This window comes from Rhodopseudomonas palustris (genome assembly GCF_007005445.1).
In the GTDB taxonomy this organism is placed as follows: domain Bacteria; phylum Pseudomonadota; class Alphaproteobacteria; order Rhizobiales; family Xanthobacteraceae; genus Rhodopseudomonas; species Rhodopseudomonas palustris_G.
Genome location: NZ_CP041387.1, coordinates 2567397 through 2586814, shown reverse-complemented (window position 1 = coordinate 2586814; position 19418 = coordinate 2567397). Strand labels below are relative to the sequence as shown.

Sequence of the window (19418 nt, the reverse complement as noted above, 5' to 3'; positions counted from 1 at the left end):
ACTATTGCCCATCGTCGTCGGCTTTCTGGCTTAGAACCGGAAGGTGGTCGAAGCCAGATAGGTGCGTGGCGCGCCGAGATAGATCTGGCGGTCCGAAAGACTGGTCGCCCAGTAACTGCTGTTGCCGACGTTCTCGACGGCGAAGCGCAGCGTGATCGGCTTGCCGTTCCAGGGCGAGGCGAAGGTGTAACGCGCACCGAGATCGAACCGCGTCCAGGACGGCACCAGGAAGCGGTTGGCGGCGTCGGCATAGGCTTCACCAAAGTGGAGCGCGCGGCCTGTCAGCGTCAGGCCATCGGCGAACGGCGCGTCCCACTCGGTGCCGAGGCTGACCTGCACCTGCGGAATGCCGAGCGAGCGCTTGCCGTCGTTGATGCCGTTCTGGGTTTTGGCCTGACGGGCATCCATGAACGACGCGCCGCCAAGCAAGCGCCAGCCGGGCGTGAGCTCGCCGAAAGTGTTGATCTCGACGCCGCGATTGCGGTTCTCGCCGTCGATCGAGAAGATCGGCAGCGGCGAGTTCGGAATGCTGATCTGTGCCGGCTGCGAGATGTCGTAAGCGGCGACGGTGGTGGTGAAGCGGCCCCAATCGACCTTCACGCCCATCTCGTGCTGGACCGATTTGTACGGCGGGAACACCTGACCCTGGTTCTGGAAGCCGGCGTCCACGATCGTGCCCATCATCAGGCCTTCGATGTAGTTGGCGTAGACCGAGACGTTCTCCAGCGGCTTGATCACGAGCATATAGGCCGGCGACCATGTGCCGGCGCTGTAGCTCGAGGTCGGAGCCCCCGTGATCGTATTGAACGCGTCCGACGCGGCTTCCTGCCGGCGGATGCCCATCGTGAACTGGATGCGCTTGTTCAGCACCGACATCGTGTCGGCGATGCCATAGCTGTTCAGCGAACTGACGTTGGCCTTGACGACGTCGAGTTGCGGAATCGTCTGGAAGGGGATGGGAGCCGGATTGTAGATATTGGAGGTCACCCGCATGCCGACGCTCTGCGAGGCGTCGAGCTGGCCACTCCACAGCGTGGTGTTGAAGTTGACTTCATGCAGCACCGGACCAGTCTCGACCGTGGCCCGGAAGCCTGCCTGTTCGGTGTGGTTGTGGCGGTTCTGCCGATTGACGAACGGCGTCGACGTGGTGTCGCCGAGGGCATTGACGATGGTCGGGTTGGAGATCGTCGAGGTGATGGAATTTTCGAAGAAGCCGCCGCCGCCATAGATCGTCAGCCAGTCGGTGACGTCGACTTCGGCCTGGAACAGCGCCGCAGTGTTGGTGCCCTTGATGCCGGTCCAGGTCGGAATCCAGAAATTGGTCGGGGAAGGCGGCGTCGGCACCGCAGTCAGGCTCGGGCTCAAGGTGTTGCGGCCGCTGAGGCCGTTGCCGCGGAAATCGTTGTAGAGCACGTCGGCGGAGACCCGCACGCGCTCGCCGCGATAATCCAGCGCCAGGGCGTGGCTCTGATCGCGCAGGCTCTGATTGTCCACCTCGGTGTTGCCGTCGCGATAGCTGCCGTTGTAGCGGATGCCGAATTCCTTGTGTTCGCCGTAGCGCTGGCCGACGTCGAGATGCACGCCGCCTTGTCCGCGCGAGGCGAACGACGTCGTCACCTCGGCGATCGGCTCGTTGCGGGCGCGCTTCATCACGTAATTGATCGCGCCGCCGATCGAATCGTCCGGCGACTGACCGTTGAGCAGGCCGCTGAGGCCTTTGATCACTTCGACGCGTTCGACCGCATCGATCAGGTTGAAGTTGTTGTTACCCATCAGGCCGAAATAGCCGTTGATGCCGACCGCCGTGTTGCCGAGCAGGAAGCCACGGATCACCGGCTGCTCGCGGCCGATACTGCGCGGCAGCGCCGAGGCGACGGCGGGATCGTTGACCAGGACGTCCGCCAGCGTACGTGCCTGCGTGTTCTCGATGAGCTCGCGCGTGTAGGTGGTCTGGTTGAACGGCGTATCGAGCACGCCGCGATTGCCGAGCAGACCGACCTGACCGCCATTCGCGACCTGACCGCCGACATAAGACGGCGTCAGCGCACCGACGGTGCCGCGGCCGGGCACGACATAGGGGACGGGAGCAACCGGCTGCAACGGCGCGGCCGCACGGCGGGGCGCGGCGCGCGTGGCCGATGCTCGGCGGGGCGGGGAAACGCTGGGCTTGCTTTGACGGGTCGGCGCTTCGACGCTGATCGCGGGTAGCGTCGACTGCGCATGCGCCGGTGTGACGAAATCGATCGCCAGACACAAAGTAAGATGGCTCACAGCACCAAGGCACGCCACGCGAGCAAGATTGTCGATTATCACTTCCTTCGCCCCTCCCAGAAAACCATCAACGAGCTTGTTTCCGACGAGTGCGGTCTACGAAAACGATCGCGATCGCAAGATAGCTGCGATTAGAACGGATCCAATTCGCGATTGCGTTTGACGATGTGACTTGGATGATACAAGTTTGCGCGCGAATGCTGCGCGATGCGCTCGTCAGGATGGTGTTGTTTGAATCGTTCCGAAATCGTCGGCGTGATCGCGGTGGGGGGATGCCGCATCGATACTAATCATCTGTTTGTCGCTGCGTCGCGTTGCCACGATCGGCAGGCCCGGTCACGCGATGCGCTCGCGGCAGCCTCACAGTGGTGACGAGGCCGCAAGCGCGCCGACCGGCGTCGCCGATACCGGGGTCGGTTCGATGGGGCGCGAGCAGACCCTTCCTGCCGATGGGACGAAAAATTGGACCCTGCTGCTTCCGGAGGCATCGCCGATTGCCTTGCCGCTTTCAGGCGCGAGCCTTGGCTGGCGGCCGTGCCGGTTTGCTCCGGTTCCATTGGCTGATGTGGTATTTAGGTATTGATCTGGTGCGGTTCAGGAGGCGCGCGGCGAGCCGCCGCAGCCGCCCGCCGGGCGGCGCCGGAACCTTGGCCGGGCCGCATCTTGACCTTGTGGATGTGGCGCAGTAGACAGCTTTACTCGCTGCCGGCCCGCTTTGACGGATTTCCGGCGCGGCTTGATTTTCCCGAAAAACAGGGCCCGGTTGGCGGCTCATCCTGAAGCTGAGGGGTTCCTTGGCGGAGGTTGGGCGCAACAGGGCTGTCTGAGTTTCTGAAACCGACATCGACACTGACCCGGATCACGCCATGGCCTTCAGCCCGTTCAAATTCCTGCAGGAAGTGCGGAGCGAGACCGCCAAGGTGACGTGGCCGACCCGCCGCGAGACCTCGATCACCACGATCATGGTGTTCGTGATGGTGGCGCTGGCCTCGATCTTCTTCTTCGCCGCCGACCAGGTGATCAGCTTGCTGATCCGCCTGGTGCTCGGCGTCTAACGGCAGGCCCGAATCTTATGAGCATGCGCTGGTACATCGTCCACGCCTATTCGAACTTCGAGAAGAAGGTCGCGGAATCGATTCGCGAGCAGGCCAAGCAGCGTGGCCTGGAAGATCTGTTCGAGCAGGTGCTGGTGCCGACCGAGAAGGTCACAGAGGTGCGCCGCGGCCGCAAGGTCGACGCCGAGCGCAAGTTCTTCCCGGGCTACGTGCTGGTGAAGATGAATCTGACCGACGAAGCCTTCCACCTGATCAAGAACACCCCGAAGGTCACCGGCTTCCTCGGCGCCGAGAACAAGCCGATGCCGATCTCGGAGTCCGAGGCGATGCGCATTCTGCACCAGGTGCAGGAAGGCGTGGAGCGCCCGAAGGCGTCGGTGTCGTTCGAGATCGGCGAGAACGTCCGCGTCGCCGACGGCCCGTTCGCGTCGTTCTCCGGCGTGGTCGAGGAAATCGACGAGGCGCGTTCGCGCGTCAAGGTCGCGGTGTCGATCTTCGGCCGCGCGACGCCGGTCGAACTGGAATTCGGTCAGGTCGAGAAGGTTTGACCGAAACACCCCGTCATGGCCGGGCTTGTCCCGGCCATCCACGTTTTGTAGGCGTGGCGGTGGTGAGAAGACGTGGATGGCCGGGACGAGCCCGGCCATGACGTGCGGAAAGTAATTTCCGCGAAGCGTGGGAGGCTTCGGACGATCGCCAGTCGTCCGCTAGAGCCCCACCACGAAACCTGAAACCGCCGGTTCGCCGGCAACAGGAGAGTTGGTATGGCAAAGAAAGTGACCGGATACCTGAAGTTGCAGGTGCCGGCCGGAGCGGCGAACCCGTCGCCTCCGATCGGTCCCGCGCTTGGTCAGCGCGGCCTCAACATCATGGAGTTCTGCAAGGCGTTCAACGCGCAGACCCAGAAGGAAGAGAAGAACACGCCGATTCCGGTGGTGATCACGATCTACGCCGATCGGTCGTTCACCTTCGAGATGAAGACCCCGCCGATGTCCTACTTCCTCAAGCAGGCGGCCAAGATCCAGTCCGGCTCCAAGGCGCCGGGCCGCGATGTCGCCGGCAAGGTGACCTCCGCCCAGGTGCGTGAGATCGCCGAGAAGAAGATGAAGGATCTCAATTGCGACACCGTCGAGTCGGCCATGCGCATGGTCGAGGGCTCCGCCCGCTCGATGGGCCTGCAGGTCGAGGGGTAACGGATCATGGCAATCGGTAAGCGTCTGAAGAAGATCCGCGAAGGCATCGACCGCACCAAGCTGTATCCGCTCGACGAGGCGGTGAAGCTGATCAAGGAGCGCGCGATCTCGAAGTTCGACGAGACCATCGAGGTCGCGATCAACCTCGGCGTCGATCCCCGCCACGCCGACCAGATGGTCCGCGGCGTGGTCATGCTGCCGAACGGCACCGGCCGCACTGTGCGCGTCGGCGTGTTCGCGCGCGGCGCCAAGGCGGACGAGGCCAAGGCCGCGGGTGCCGACGTCGTCGGCGCGGAGGATCTGGTGGAGCAGGTGCAGGCCGGCAACATCAACTTCGACCGCTGTATCGCCACCCCGGACATGATGCCGCTGGTCGGCCGCCTCGGTAAGGTGCTCGGCCCGCGCGGCATGATGCCGAACCCGAAGATCGGCACGGTGACCATGGACGTCGCCGGCGCGGTCAAGGGCGCCAAGGGCGGTTCGGTCGAGTTCCGCGTCGAGAAGGCCGGCATCATCCAGGCCGGCGTCGGCAAGGCCTCGTTCGACGCCGACAAGCTGGTGGAGAACATCAAGGCGCTCGCGGACGCGGTCAACAAGGCCAAGCCGAGCGGCGCCAAGGGCACCTACATTCAGCGCGTTGCGGTGTCCTCGACGATGGGCCCGGGCGTGAAGGTCGAGCCGGGCACCGTCCACTAAGTCCGTTGCCCGGACGAATCGCGATTTGAAAAAGGGCGGACGGGGCAACCCGTTCGCCCTTTTTGTTTGCTCGCAAGAACAACAACAAACAATCGGGAGGGGCTGCAATGGCCGACAAGGTTCTGGTGACGTCACGGTTCGGCAGGTCGATGCTGGGACGGTTCGCCGAGCGCTTCGAGCTGCTGGAGACCGCGGGCAAGCCAGCCGATCAGGTGTTCGGCGCCGCCGAGCTTGCGGATGTCCGCGCGCTGCTGACGATGGGCGGCCAGCCGCTCGGCCGTGAAACCTTCGACATCCTCCCGGCGCTCGGCGCGGTGGTCTGCTACGGCACCGGCTATGACGGGGTCGATCTGAAAGCCGCGGCTGAGCGCGGTATCGTGGTCGGCAACAGCCCGGCCGCGAACGCCTCGGCGGTCGCGGATCTGGCGCTGGCGCTGCTGCTCGCCCTGATGCGGAGGGTGCTGCCGGCCGACGCTTACGTCCGGGCCGGGGGCTGGTCCGGCGCCAGGCCGTCGCCGATGCTGAAGCCGCCGCGTGGACTGACCGGCGCCAAGGTCGGGGTCTATGGCATCGGCGAAATCGGCCGCAAGATCGCCGCGCGGGTCGCCGGTTTCGAGACCGAGGTCGCCTATCATAGCCGCAGCCGGCACGACGTGCCGTATCGCTATATCGGCGACCTCGGTGAATTGGTCGACTGGTGCGACGTGCTGCTGGTCGCCGTCCGCGCCGGTCCCGACACCGAGAACATCATCGATGCGGGGATGCTGAAGCGGCTGGGCTCGGATGGTATTCTGGTCAACATCTCGCGCGGCTCGGTGATCGATCAGCCGGCGCTGATCGCCGCGCTTGCCGGCGGTACCATCGCGGGCGCCGGCCTCGACGTCTACGCGCAGGAGCCTTACGCGCCGGATGCGCTGGCCGAGTTTCCCAACGTGGTGCTGACGCCGCATATCGGCGGGCATACCCAGGAGGCGCACGTCGCCATGCAGGATTGCGTGATCGCCAATCTGGCCGCGTATTTCGAGGGGAGGCCGCTGCCATATCCGGTCGAGGCCCCACAGGGCTGACCGAAACCGCAGCGCCGACATCGACATAAGCGCAATGCTGCATCGTCTGGTGAAAGGTGAGCTGTGGCCGGTCCCTGCTGGCGAGCGCGCCTTGGCACCGGTCTGGCGTGCGTGGGCCGCTTGCGTCGCGTGGCCCGATCCGGCAGGATTCACTCAATAGCTGCCAGGGCGGTCCAAGGTTGGGCGGACCCGCTATGCCAAAATCGTGCCGATTGGCCAAGTTTGCTCTTGGCAAGCGCATTAAGACTCGCTAAACACCCCGCTCCGGACGTGCCGGCTGTGGCCGGCGCGTCTATGCGCGCATTCCAATGACCTGATCGATAGGAGGCCCTTCCTTCAACTCATCCACCCGGATCGCTGAAGGATGCGGAAGACTGTCACTGGATCGGAATGCGGGCAGGGATCGGAAAGGTCGACAGGCCGGCTCGCCGGACTGTTTGCCAGACGATCTCGGTCCTGTCCAAGACTGCAGGCGCCGAAGTGGAAGCGATCGTTTCCTCAGAGGCTTAATCGTATGGCCTGCATAGATGGGTGAAAACCGGATTTTGTGTCCCGACGCTCTGCGCGGCGGGATGCGGAGTGGGTTCGAACCTCGACACCCCGCGCGGGCGATGGCGATCAGCCGGAGCCGGTACGGGAGGGCAGGCAATTCACGATCGTCTCGCCCCGCGTGTCCTTGGAGGCTTTTGCCTCGGGGTCGGGTTGGAGCGGGACGGTGGGTGTAACCCGGTGGTCCTGCTCGCAGAGACCGCCAACCGGAGAGAGCTTGCTGTGGAAAGAGCGGCAAAAAAAGAGGCGGTCGAATCGCTGAACGGTCTGTTCCAGACCACCAGCGTCGCGATCGTCGCTCACTATTCCGGCCTCACCGTTGCCCAGATGCAGAAGCTGCGCCAGCAGATGAAGCAGGCGGGCGCCTCGGTGAAGGTCTCGAAGAACCGTCTCGCCAAAATTGCTCTTGAAGGCACCGACGTCGCAGCCATCGGCTCCCTGTTGAAGGGGCCGACGGTGATCGCAACTTCCAGCGATCCGGTCGCGGCGCCGAAGGTGGCCGTCGAATTCGCCAAGGCGAACGAAAAGTTCGTCATTCTCGGCGGTTCGATGGGCAAAACCGTCCTGAACGTCGATGGTGTGAAGGCGCTCGCCTCGCTGCCGTCGCTCGATGAACTGCGTGCCAAGCTGGTCGGCCTTGTCCAGGCCCCGGCGACCAAGATCGCGCAGGTCACCACTGCTCCGGCTGCCAAGCTGGCTCGCGTGGTTCAGGCCTATGCCTCCAAAAGCGAAGCGGCCTGACGCTTCACTCCCAATCAACCCTGGTTCGAACTGATACCCGTAAGGAACTGATTCAATGGCTGATCTGCAGAAGATTGTTGACGACCTGTCGAGCCTCACCGTGCTCGAAGCCGCTGAGCTCGCCAAGATGCTCGAAGAGAAGTGGGGCGTCTCGGCCGCTGCGGCCGTTGCGGTTGCCGCTGCTCCGGCCGGTGGCGCTGCCGCTCCGGCGGAAGAGAAGACCGACTTCACCGTTGTGCTGGCCTCGGCCGGCGACAAGAAGATCGAGGTGATCAAGGAAGTCCGCGCCATCACCGGCCTGGGCCTCAAGGAAGCCAAGGATCTGGTCGAAGGCGCTCCGAAGCCGCTCAAGGAAGGCGTCAACAAGGAAGAAGCCGAGAAGATCAAGGCCCAGCTCGAGAAGGCTGGCGCCAAGGTCGAGCTCAAGTAAGCCGATCGGTTTGGCCGGGCCCGGGTCTCCCCGGGTCCGGCACGATCGCGGTTCGGGCCCTCTGGGTCCGGGCGGCAACGGCAGGGCGGGCTGCGGTGTGCCCGGACGAGCCGTCACAGGAATGTGTGGAAAGGCGCGGGGACAACCCCTCGAATCTCCACATTGCCGTCCCATATTGGTGCGGCAGCACGAAAGCGCGGGCGCGATGGGCGTGGTAACGTGTCCGCGCAGCCTTTAGGAGAATCGGCAATTTCGGGCTTTTTCGGTCTGTAACGACGAGATTTCGACGGGCGGGTGCGGCAGCGCCCCGCGCGTCATTTTGCGTTCGGAATTAGTGTTGAGCCGACTTAGGACTTTGTTCCTGAAATCGGGCTCCTGAATTTCGGATGTTCGGTATTCAACCCGGGGGCGAGGCGGCTCGCGCTCCGGACGGTTCGCCCCGCCGGGCGACGAAACGAGAGGCCACGATGGCGCAGCAGACGTTCACCGGTCGCAAACGCGTTCGCAAGTTTTTCGGTCACATCCGGGAAGTCGCGGAGATGCCGAACCTCATCGAGGTTCAGAAGGCGTCCTACGACCAGTTCCTGATGGTCGCCGAGCCGCCCGGCGGGCGGCCTGACGAGGGTCTGCAGGCGGTGTTCCGGTCGGTGTTCCCGATCTCGGACTTCTCCAACGCCTCGATGCTCGAATTCGTGCGCTACGAATTCGAGCCGCCGAAGTACGACGTCGACGAGTGCCGCCAGCGCGGCATGACCTACGCAGCGCCGCTGAAGGTGACGCTGCGCCTCATCGTGTTCGATATCGACGAGGAAACCGGCGCCCGCTCCGTCAAGGACATCAAGGAGCAGGATGTCTACATGGGCGACATCCCGCTGATGACGATGAACGGTACCTTCATCGTCAACGGCACCGAGCGCGTGATCGTCTCGCAGATGCACCGGTCGCCGGGCGTGTTCTTCGACCACGACAAGGGCAAGACCCACTCGTCGGGCAAGCTGCTGTTCGCCGCCCGTATCATCCCGTATCGCGGTTCCTGGCTCGACATCGAGTTCGACGCCAAGGACATCGTCTATGCGCGTATCGACCGTCGCCGCAAGCTGCCGGTGACGTCGCTGATGTTCGCCCTCGGCCTCGACGGCGAAGAGATCCTGTCGACCTTCTACAACAAGATCCTCTACAAGCGCACCAAGGACGGCTGGCGCGTGCCGTTCGACGTCAACCGCTTCCGTGGCTATTCGACCGTCAACGACCTGATCGACGCCGACACCGGCAAGGTCGTGCTCGAGGCCGGCAAGAAGCTGACCGTGCGCGCCGCCCGCCAGCTCCAGGAGAAGGGGCTCAAGGCGCTGCGGATGTCCGACGAGGAGCTCGTCGGCAACTACCTCGCCGAGGATCTGGTCAACCCGAAGACCGGCGAAATCTACGCGGAAGCCGGTGAGGAGATCACCGACAAGGCCCTGAAGATGCTCAACGAGCAGGGCTACAAGGAACTGCCGCTGCTCGACATCGACCACGTCAATGTCGGCCCCTACATCCGCAACACCCTCAACGTCGACAAGAACATGACGCGCGAGGACGCGCTGTTCGACATCTACCGGGTGATGCGTCCGGGCGAGCCGCCGACGCTGGAATCCGCGCAGAACATGTTCCAGTCGCTGTTCTTCGACGCCGAGCGCTACGACCTGTCAGCGGTCGGCCGCGTCAAGATGAACATGCGCCTCGACCTCGATGCGCCCGACACCCATCGCACGCTGCGCAAGGAGGACATCCTGGCGGTGATCAAGACCCTGGTCGGCCTGCGGGACGGCAAGGGCGAGATCGACGACATCGACCACCTCGGCAACCGCCGGGTGCGCTCGGTCGGCGAACTGATGGAGAACCAGTACCGCATCGGTCTGCTCCGCATGGAGCGCGCCATCAAGGAGCGGATGAGCTCGGTCGACATCGACACCGTGATGCCGCAGGACCTGATCAACGCCAAGCCGGCGGCGGCGGCGGTGCGCGAGTTCTTCGGCTCGTCGCAGCTCTCGCAGTTCATGGACCAGACCAATCCGCTGTCGGAGATCACCCACAAGCGGCGCCTGTCGGCGCTCGGCCCGGGCGGTCTGACCCGCGAGCGCGCCGGCTTCGAAGTCCGCGACGTGCATCCGACCCATTACGGCCGGATCTGCCCGATCGAGACGCCGGAAGGTCCGAACATCGGTCTGATCAACTCGCTGGCGACCTTCGCCCGCGTGAACAAGTACGGCTTCGTCGAGACCCCGTATCGCAGGGTCAAGGATGGCCATGTCACCGACGAGGTGGTCTACCTCTCGGCGATGGAGGAGGGGCGTTACGCGGTCGCGCAGGCCAACGTGCCGCTCGACGCCAAGGGCCGCTTCACCGACGACCTGATCGTCTGCCGCGCCGGCGGCACCCGCGACGTCGTGCTGATCCCGGCCGACCAGGTCGACTACATGGACGTGTCGCCGAAGCAGCTCGTTTCGGTCGCCGCGGCGCTGATCCCGTTCCTCGAGAACGACGACGCCAACCGCGCGCTGATGGGCTCGAACATGCAGCGCCAGGCGGTGCCGCTGGTTCGCGCCGAGGCGCCGTTCGTCGGCACCGGCATGGAAGGCGTGGTCGCCCGTGACTCGGGCGCGGCGATCGCCGCGCGCCGCACCGGCATCATCGACCAGATCGACGCCACCCGCGTCGTGATCCGCGCCACCGAGGATCTCGATCCGACCAAGTCGGGCGTCGATATCTACCGGCTGATGAAGTACCAGCGCTCCAACCAGTCGACCTGCATCAACCAGCGTCCGCTGGTGAAGGTCGGCGACCACGTCAAGAAGGGCGACATCATCGCCGACGGTCCGTCGACCGATCTCGGCGAGCTGGCGCTGGGCCGCAACGTGCTGGTCGCGTTCATGCCGTGGAACGGCTACAACTTCGAAGACTCGATCCTGCTCTCCGAGCGGATCGTGAAGGAAGACGTCTTCACCTCGATTCACATCGAGGAATTCGAGGTGATGGCGCGCGACACCAAGCTCGGCCCCGAGGAAATCACCCGCGACATTCCGAACGTCTCGGAAGAAGCGCTGAAGAACCTCGACGAAGCCGGTATCGTCTACATCGGCGCCGAAGTTCGCGCCGGCGACATCCTGGTCGGCAAGATCACGCCGAAGGGCGAAAGCCCGATGACGCCGGAAGAAAAGCTGCTGCGCGCCATCTTCGGCGAAAAGGCCTCGGACGTTCGCGACACCAGCTTGCGGGTGCCGCCGGGCGTGCAGGGCACCATCGTCGAAGTCCGCGTGTTCAACCGCCACGGCGTCGACAAGGACGAACGTGCGCTGGCGATCGAGCGGGAAGAGATCGAACGGCTCGCCAAGGACCGCGACGACGAGCAGGCGATTCTCGACCGTAACGTCTACGGCCGTCTCGCCGACCTGCTCGACGGCCGCCAGGGCATCGCCGGACCGAAGGGCTTCAAGAAGGACACCAAGATCACCCGCGCGGTGCTTGAGGAATATCCGAAGTCGCAGTGGTGGCTGTTCGCGGCGCCGAACGACAAGCTGATGGCCGAAATCGAGGCCATGCGGAAGCAGTACGACGAGTCGAAGAAGGGCCTCGAACAGCGCTTCCTCGACAAGGTCGAGAAGCTTCAGCGCGGCGACGAACTGCCGCCCGGCGTGATGAAGATGGTCAAGGTCTTCGTCGCGGTGAAGCGCAAGATCCAGCCGGGCGACAAGATGGCCGGCCGCCACGGCAACAAGGGCGTGGTGTCGAAGATCGTGCCGATCGAGGACATGCCGTTCCTGGAGGACGGTACCCACGCCGACATCGTGCTCAACCCGCTCGGCGTGCCGAGCCGCATGAACGTCGGTCAGATCCTCGAGACGCATCTCGGCTGGGCGTGCGCGGGCCTCGGCAAGCGCATCGGCCAGACCATCGACACCTACTACCAGAGCCAGGATCTCAAGCCGCTGCGCGAGACCCTGCGGAAGATCTACGGCGAGGACGAGACCATCAAGTCGCTCGACGATGGCGAGCTGCTCGAGCTCGGCCGCAATCTGCGCCATGGCGTGCCGATCGCGACCCCGGTGTTCGACGGCGCCAAGGAAGCCGACATCGAGGAGATGCTGAAGCTCGCGGGCTTCGACGCCTCGGGGCAGTCGACCGTCTACGACGGCCGCACCGGCGATCAGTTCGATCGCCGCGTCACCGTCGGCTACATCTACATGCTGAAGCTGCATCACCTCGTGGACGACAAGATCCACGCCCGGTCGATCGGTCCGTACTCGCTCGTCACCCAGCAGCCGCTGGGCGGCAAGGCGCAGTTCGGCGGCCAGCGCTTCGGCGAAATGGAGGTGTGGGCGCTCGAGGCTTACGGCGCGGCCTATACGCTGCAGGAAATGCTGACGGTGAAGTCGGACGACGTCGCCGGCCGCACCAAGGTGTACGAGGCGATCGTGCGCGGCGACGACACGTTCGAGGCCGGTATCCCGGAATCGTTCAACGTGCTCGTCAAGGAAATGCGCTCGCTCGGCCTCAACGTCGACCTGCACAATTCCAAGCTGGGCAACACGCCCCCGGCCGAGGCGGCCGAATGATGTGCGGTTGGCGCGGCTTCGGTCGCGCCAACGAGTTGCGATTAGCGAATGGCGAATAGCATAGAGGCGGGTGTGCAGGGACGGCGAGACGAGCGGACTATTCGCTACTCGCCATTCGCTACTCGCTTTCTCCGAAGGAGAACGGGATGAACCAAGAGATTATGAATCTGTTCAATCCGACGACGCCGGCTCAGGTCTTCGACCAGATCCGGATTTCGATCGCGTCGCCGGAGAAGATTCTGTCGTGGTCTTACGGCGAGATCAAGAAGCCGGAAACCATCAACTACCGCACCTTCAAGCCCGAGCGCGACGGCCTGTTCTGCGCCCGCATCTTCGGGCCGATCAAGGATTACGAGTGCTTGTGCGGCAAGTACAAGCGGATGAAGTACAAGGGCATCATCTGCGAGAAGTGCTCGGTCGAAGTGACGCTGTCGCGCGTCCGTCGCGAGCGCATGGGCCACATCGAGCTGGCCGCGCCGGTCGCCCACATCTGGTTCCTGAAGTCCCTGCCGTCGCGGATCGGGCAACTGCTCGACATGACGCTGAAGGACCTCGAGCGGATTCTGTACTTCGAATACTACGTCGTGCTGGAGCCGGGCCTCACCGACCTCAAGGAGCGTCAGCTCCTGTCGGAGGAGGAATACCTGCGCGCCCAGGATCAGTACGGCCAGGATTCGTTCACCGCCATGATCGGCGCCGAGGCGATCCGCGAACTGCTGAAGGGTCTCGAGCTCGAAAAGATCGACGCGCAGCTCCGCGCCGAGATGGCCGAGACGGATTCGGACATCAAGCACAAGAAGCTCGCCAAGCGCCTGAAGATCGTCGAAGCGTTCCGCTATTCCGGCAACAAGCCGGAGTGGATGATCCTCACGGTCGTGCCGGTGATCCCGCCGGACCTGCGTCCGCTGGTGCCGCTCGACGGCGGCCGGTTCGCGACCTCGGACCTCAACGACCTGTATCGCCGCGTCATCAACCGTAACAACCGCCTGAAGCGGCTGATGGAGCTGCGCGCGCCGGACATCATCATCCGCAACGAAAAGCGCATGCTGCAGGAGGCCGTGGACGCGCTGTTCGACAACGGCCGCCGCGGCCGCGTCATCACCGGCGCCAACAAGCGCCCGCTGAAGTCGCTCGCCGACATGCTGAAGGGCAAGCAGGGCCGGTTCCGTCAGAACCTGCTCGGCAAGCGCGTCGACTATTCGGGCCGTTCGGTGATCGTGGTCGGTCCGGAACTCAAGCTGCACCAGTGCGGCCTGCCGAAGAAGATGGCGCTCGAACTGTTCAAGCCGTTCATCTATTCGCGGCTCGACGCCAAGGGTCTGTCGACCACCGTCAAGCAGGCCAAGAAGCTGGTCGAAAAGGAGCGGCCGGAGGTTTGGGACATCCTCGACGAGGTGATCCGCGAACATCCGGTGCTGCTGAACCGCGCGCCGACCCTGCATCGCCTCGGCATTCAGGCGTTCGAGCCGGTGCTGATCGAGGGCAAGGCGATCCAGCTCCATCCGCTGGTTTGCTCGGCGTTCAACGCCGACTTCGACGGCGACCAGATGGCCGTGCACGTTCCGCTGTCGCTCGAAGCGCAGCTCGAAGCGCGCGTGCTGATGATGTCGACCAACAACATCCTGCATCCGGCGAACGGCCAGCCGATCATCGTGCCGTCGCAGGACATCGTGCTCGGCCTGTACTACCTGTCGATCATGCGGGAAGGGCTGCCGGGCGAGGGCAAGGTGTTCGGCGATCTCGCCGAGCTCGAGCACGCGCTGTACTCGAAGGTCATCCACCTCCACACCAAGATCAGGTATCGCTGGCACTGGACCAACGAGGAGGGCCAGGAGACGGTCCGTCTGCTGGAGACCACCGCCGGCCGCATCCTGCTCGGCCAGGTGCTGCCGAAGTCGCCGAAGCTGCCGTTCGACGTCATCAACAAGCTGATGACCAAGCGCGAGATCTCCGGCGTCATCGATCAGGTCTATCGCCACTGCGGTCAGAAGGAGACGGTGATCTTCTGCGACCGGATCATGGCGCTCGGCTTCTTCAACGCGTTCAAGGCCGGCATCTCGTTCGGCAAGGACGACATGGTCGTGCCGGGCTCGAAGTGGAAGATCGTCGACTCGACCCGCACCCTGGCGAAGGATTTCGAGCAGCAGTACAACGACGGTCTGATCACCCACGGCGAGAAGTACAACAAGGTGGTCGACGCCTGGTCGAAGGCCACCGAAGAAATCGCCAAGGAGATGATGAAGGAGATCTCCGCGGTTCGGAAGGCGCCGGACGGCTCCGAACAGCAGGTCAACTCGATCTACATGATGGCCCACTCCGGTGCGCGTGGTTCGCCCGCGCAGATGCGTCAGCTCGCCGGTATGCGCGGCCTGATGGCCAAGCCGTCGGGTGAGATCATCGAGACGCCGATCATCTCCAACTTCAAGGAAGGTCTGTCGGTTCTCGAGTACTTCAACTCGACCCACGGCGCCCGTAAGGGTCTGGCCGACACCGCGCTGAAGACCGCGAACTCGGGTTACCTGACCCGGCGTCTGGTCGACGTGGCGCAGGACTGCATCATCACGCAGGCCGACTGCGGCACCTCGCTCGGCATCAAGATGCGGGCGATCGTCGACGCCGGCACCGTGGTCGCTTCGCTGGGCAGCCGTATCCTCGGCCGCACCGCGGGCGAGGACGTGCGCGACCCGGCCACCAACGAGATCATCGTCAAGCGCGGCGATCTGATGGAGGAGCGGGACGTCGAGGCGATCCACCAGGCCGGCGTGCAGGAAGTGAAGATCCGCTCGGCGCTGACCTGCGAGCTGGTCAACGGCATCTGCGGCAAGTGCTACGGGCGCGATCTCGCCCGCGGCACCCCGGTCAACCACGGCGAGGCGGTCGGCGTGATCGCAGCGCAGTCGATCGGCGAGCCGGGCACCCAGCTCACGATGCGTACCTTCCACATCGGCGGCGCGGCGCAGATCAACGAGCAGTCGGTGATCGAGTCGAACTTCGACGGCAAGATCGTGATCAAGAACCGCGCCATCGCCCGCAACGGCGAAGGCCACAATGTCGCGATGGTCCGCAACATGGTGATCGCGATCGTCGATCCGGACGGCACCGAGCGTGCGACCCATCGCATCCAGTACGGCGCGCGCGTGCACGTCGACGAGGGCGACATGGTCAAGCGCGGCCAGCGCATCGCCGAGTGGGATCCGTACACCCGGCCGATCCTGACCGAGGTCGAGGGTACCATCGACTTCGAGGATCTGATCGAGGATCAGTCGATCTCCGAAACGCTCGACGAGTCGACCGGTATCGCCAAGCGTATCGTCATCGACTGGCGTTCGAGCCGCGGCGGCGCGGACCTGCGTCCGGCGATCGTGATCAAGGGCAAGGACGGCAAGGTGCTGAAGCTGGCGCGCGGCGGCGACGCCCGTTACATGCTGTCGGTCGACGCCATTCTGTCGGTCGACGTCGGCGCCCAGGTCAAGCCCGGCGACATCCTGGCGCGTATCTCGACCGAGAGCGCCAAGACCCGCGACATCACCGGCGGTCTGCCGCGGGTGGCGGAGCTGTTCGAAGCGCGGCGGCCGAAGGATGCGGCGATCATCGCCGAGATCGCCGGCACCATCCGGTTCGGTCGCGACTACAAGAACAAGCGCCGGCTCTCGATCGAGCCGCTCGACAAGAACGAGGAAGCGCGCGAGTACCTGATCCCGAAGGGCAAGCACATCCACTTGCAGGACGGCGACGTCGTCGAAAAGGGCGACTTCATCGTCGAGGGCAATCCGGCGCCGCACGACATCCTGGCGATCAAGGGCATCGAGGAACTCGCGGCCTATCTGGTCAACGAAATCCAGGAGGTCTATCGACTCCAGGGCGTGTTGATCAACGACAAGCACATCGAGGTGATCGTTCGCCAGATGCTGCAGAAGATCGAGATCACCGACCAGGGCGACACCGACATGATCTCGGGCGAACAGGTCGACAAGATCGAGTTCAACGCGGTCAACGCCAAGGCGGTCGAGGAGGGCAAGAAGCCCGCCACCGGCAACCCGGTGCTGCTCGGCATCACCAAGGCGTCGCTGCAGACCCGGTCGTTCTTCTCGGCGGCTTCGTTCCAGGAGACCACCCGGGTGCTCACCGAAGCCGCGGTCAACGGCAAGGTCGACCCGCTGGAAGGTCTCAAGGAGAACGTCATCGTCGGCCGGCTGATCCCGGCGGGCACCGGTGCCTCGATGGCCAAGATCCGCGAAGTGGCGATGAAGCGCGACCGGCTGATCCTCGACGAACGCGAGAAGCAGGCGGCGATCGTTCCGGCCGCCGCGCCGGAAGCCGAACCGCTGTCGCTGCCGCCGGTAGAGTGACGCTCGCTTCTGCTAGTCAATCTCGACAGGAAGGGCCGGCCTTGCGCCGGCCCTTCTCATATCTGCCCGGTCCCGCTGGGTTTTCCTGGCTACCTTACCGGTTGTTCATCTTCCCTTCAGGTGAAAAGCGTCTTCCTGTCCTGCGAACGTCGAATCCGGCACAGGGGCGCCGATTCCACGCCAAATCAGCCCCAACTCGCTGACGTCACGCGGATTTTCTCGGAGAATCACGCCTTGACCGAAGGCGCGGAGCAAAACACGCTGCGCGGCGATCGGAAGCCGCGGGGATGTTGAAAGAGCACCATGTTTGATCTTGCAATCGTAGGTGGCGGCCCGGGCGGTCTGATGAGCGCCTGGTATCTGAAACGGAAGCTCGGCGGCCTTTGCAAGGTCACCATCTTCGAAGCCTCCGACCGGCTCGGCGGCAAAATCGTCACCCAGAAATTCGACACAGCGCCTGCGATGTACGAGGCCGGCGTCGCCGAATTGTACGACTACTCGATGACCGGGCCGGATCCGCTGCGAGAACTGGTGCAGCATTTCGGGCTGCAGACCATTCCGATGGATGCCGAGCAGGTGCAGCTCGACGGCGAGCTTCTCAACGACGTGCCCGGAATGCGCAAGAAGTACGGCGACAAGACCGCCGAGGCGATTGTCGCGTTCCGCAACAAGTGCAGCCGGCAGATGACGCCGACCCAGTATTACGAAGGCGTCGGCGCCCACGACAACGACCATCCCTGGGCCTGGACCAATTGCGAGCAGTTGCTCGACCAGGAGATCGAGGACCCGACCGCCAAGCGGTTCTTCAAGGTGATGGCGAAGTCCGATATCGCGACCGAGAGCCACAACACCAACGGCCTCAACGCGCTCAAGAACTTCGTGATGGATATCGACGGCTATATCGGCCTGTATTCGATCCAGAACGGCAACGAACAACTGATCGAGTGCCTGCGCTCGGAGATCGACGCCGACATCCAGTTCAATCACCGCGTGCTCAAGGTCGGCAAGACCGAGACCGGGCGCTACGAATTGAACATGATGAACGGCAAGGGGCCGGAGACGCGCGACTTCGATCTGGTGCTGATGTGCCTGCCGCACAATTGGCTCGCCACGTTGAGCTGGGGCAACGAGCAGCTCCGCAAGGCGATGGTCAAGCACGTCGCTTATTTCGACCGCCCGGCGCATTACCTGCGGATCTCGCTGCTGTTCGACGGGCCGTTCTGGGGCGACAAGATCCCGGGCTCGTGGTTCATGTCGGAAGCGTTCGGCGGCTGCTGCGTCTACAACGAAGGCTCGCGCCACGACGTCGGCAAATACGGCGTGCTGAACTTCCTGATCGCCGGCTCGGATGCGCTTGCGTTCTCCAACCTGACCGACAAGGAGCTGATCGAGCTGGCGCTGAAGTCGCTGCCGGCCGAGCTCGGCGATGTCCGCGGGCATTTCCTCGAGGGCAAGACCCATCGCTGGCTGTCGTCGGTGAACTGCATTCCCGGCGGCCTGCCGGTGCGCGATGTGATGACCAACCATCGCCCCGAGCCGAAGAACCATCCGGGCTTCGTGATCGTCGGCGACTATCTGTTCGACTCGACGCTGAACGGTCTGCTCGACTCCTCGGACGCCGCCACCGACATCATCGTCACCGAGACGATGAAGCTGCGTCGGGCCCGCGCCCAGGACGGCAAGCCGGTGTCCGACAAAATCGACCGCGACTATTTCGAGAACTATCGCGGCCAGGGGCCGTATCGCGAGGTCTGGAGCCGGTTCACCGACCCGGACTATCTGATGCAGACCATCGACACCGTGTGGAACCGGCCGCGCGGCATCAAGCTGCTGGTCGCCGGCGCCGCCAGCGGCGAGCTGGTCGGCGCGCTGCGCGAACGGGGCATCGATGCTTACGGGGTCGAAAACAACCGTTACATCCACGGCAGGACGCCGGAGGCGGTGAAGCCGTACAACAAGCTCGGATCGATCCTCGACCTGCCGTTCGAGGACGAGGCGTTCGACTTCGTGTTCGAGACCAGCCTGTGCCATGTCGCCGACAGCCGCGCCGTCAAGGCGATCCGCGAGCTGCGCCGTGTCGCGCGCACCGGTCTGGTGTTCGGCTCGGTGACCAGCGATATGGATCCGCGCGTGATCGACCGTTACGACCTGTTGCGCGGGGTGAAGAAGCTCGGCACCTGGTGGGAATGGTCGGAACTGTTCTTCGCCAACGGCTTCGATCTGTCGATGCACCGCAACGATTGCGGTGACGCGCTGTGGGAGTTGGCGATGAAGGCGGGCAGGGGCCCCGGCCATTGGTACAGCGACGCCGACAGCCTGCGCTACTCGTTCTTCGACAAGGTCCACGACGAGGACGACGGCGACTGACCGTCCGGCTTGCGCGCGGCCCTTGTCCGCGTTGGAAAATCCGGCGCCGTGGCTCGAACGAGTCACGGCGCCGCTCATTGTAGTTGTGCGGTTCTGCCACCCGACGGT

The 19418-nt window shown here is 64.1% G+C and carries 11 protein-coding genes; 10 read left to right on the top strand and 1 reads right to left on the bottom strand.

Annotated elements, in window-relative coordinates; genetic code table 11:
- Positions 1–30: 30 nt before the first annotated feature.
- Positions 31–2100 carry a TonB-dependent receptor gene (locus FLL57_RS11815; RefSeq protein ID WP_052960655.1) on the bottom strand — a complete coding sequence of 690 codons (2070 nt, stop codon included), beginning with the start codon at positions 2098–2100 and terminating at the stop codon, positions 31–33.
- Positions 2101–3137: 1037 nt separating this feature from the next.
- Here FLL57_RS11815 and secE point away from each other — a divergent pair.
- The 10 genes from secE to FLL57_RS11765 all read left to right on the top strand — a co-directional run bounded on the left by secE (position 3138) and on the right by FLL57_RS11765 (position 19310).
- Positions 3138–3326 carry a preprotein translocase subunit SecE gene (secE, locus tag FLL57_RS11810; RefSeq protein ID WP_013501899.1) on the top strand — a complete coding sequence of 63 codons (189 nt, stop codon included), beginning with the start codon at positions 3138–3140 and terminating at the stop codon, positions 3324–3326.
- A gap of 17 nt (positions 3327–3343) precedes the next feature.
- Entirely contained in the window at positions 3344–3874 is a 531-nt protein-coding gene (gene nusG / locus FLL57_RS11805) for a transcription termination/antitermination protein NusG (RefSeq protein ID WP_013501900.1), read from the top strand.
- Positions 3875–4090: 216 nt separating this feature from the next.
- A complete protein-coding gene (gene rplK / locus FLL57_RS11800; RefSeq protein WP_013501901.1) occupies positions 4091–4519 on the top strand; it encodes a 50S ribosomal protein L11 in 429 nt (142 codons plus the stop codon).
- Between the two features lie 6 nt (positions 4520–4525).
- On the top strand, positions 4526–5215 hold the full coding sequence (rplA, locus tag FLL57_RS11795) for a 50S ribosomal protein L1 (RefSeq protein WP_047309350.1): 690 nt from the start codon (positions 4526–4528) through the stop codon (positions 5213–5215).
- Positions 5216–5322: 107 nt separating this feature from the next.
- Entirely contained in the window at positions 5323–6282 is a 960-nt protein-coding gene (locus FLL57_RS11790; RefSeq protein WP_142882973.1) for an NAD(P)-dependent oxidoreductase, read from the top strand.
- A 771-nt stretch (positions 6283–7053) separates the two neighbouring features.
- On the top strand, positions 7054–7572 hold the full coding sequence (gene rplJ, locus FLL57_RS11785; protein ID WP_013501904.1) for a 50S ribosomal protein L10: 519 nt from the start codon (positions 7054–7056) through the stop codon (positions 7570–7572).
- A gap of 55 nt (positions 7573–7627) precedes the next feature.
- Complete coding sequence (gene rplL / locus FLL57_RS11780; protein WP_013501905.1) at positions 7628–8002, top strand: 50S ribosomal protein L7/L12; 375 nt, start codon at positions 7628–7630, stop codon at positions 8000–8002.
- A 467-nt stretch (positions 8003–8469) separates the two neighbouring features.
- Positions 8470–12594: a DNA-directed RNA polymerase subunit beta gene (gene rpoB / locus FLL57_RS11775; protein WP_047309348.1), complete on the top strand. Its 4125-nt coding sequence runs from the start codon at positions 8470–8472 to the stop codon at positions 12592–12594.
- Between the two features lie 146 nt (positions 12595–12740).
- Positions 12741–16943: a DNA-directed RNA polymerase subunit beta' gene (gene rpoC, locus FLL57_RS11770; protein WP_013501907.1), complete on the top strand. Its 4203-nt coding sequence runs from the start codon at positions 12741–12743 to the stop codon at positions 16941–16943.
- A gap of 303 nt (positions 16944–17246) precedes the next feature.
- Positions 17247–19310 (top strand): FAD-dependent oxidoreductase, encoded by a 2064-nt coding sequence (locus FLL57_RS11765; protein WP_142882972.1) that lies wholly within the window; start codon positions 17247–17249, stop codon positions 19308–19310.
- Positions 19311–19418 lie beyond the last annotated feature (108 nt).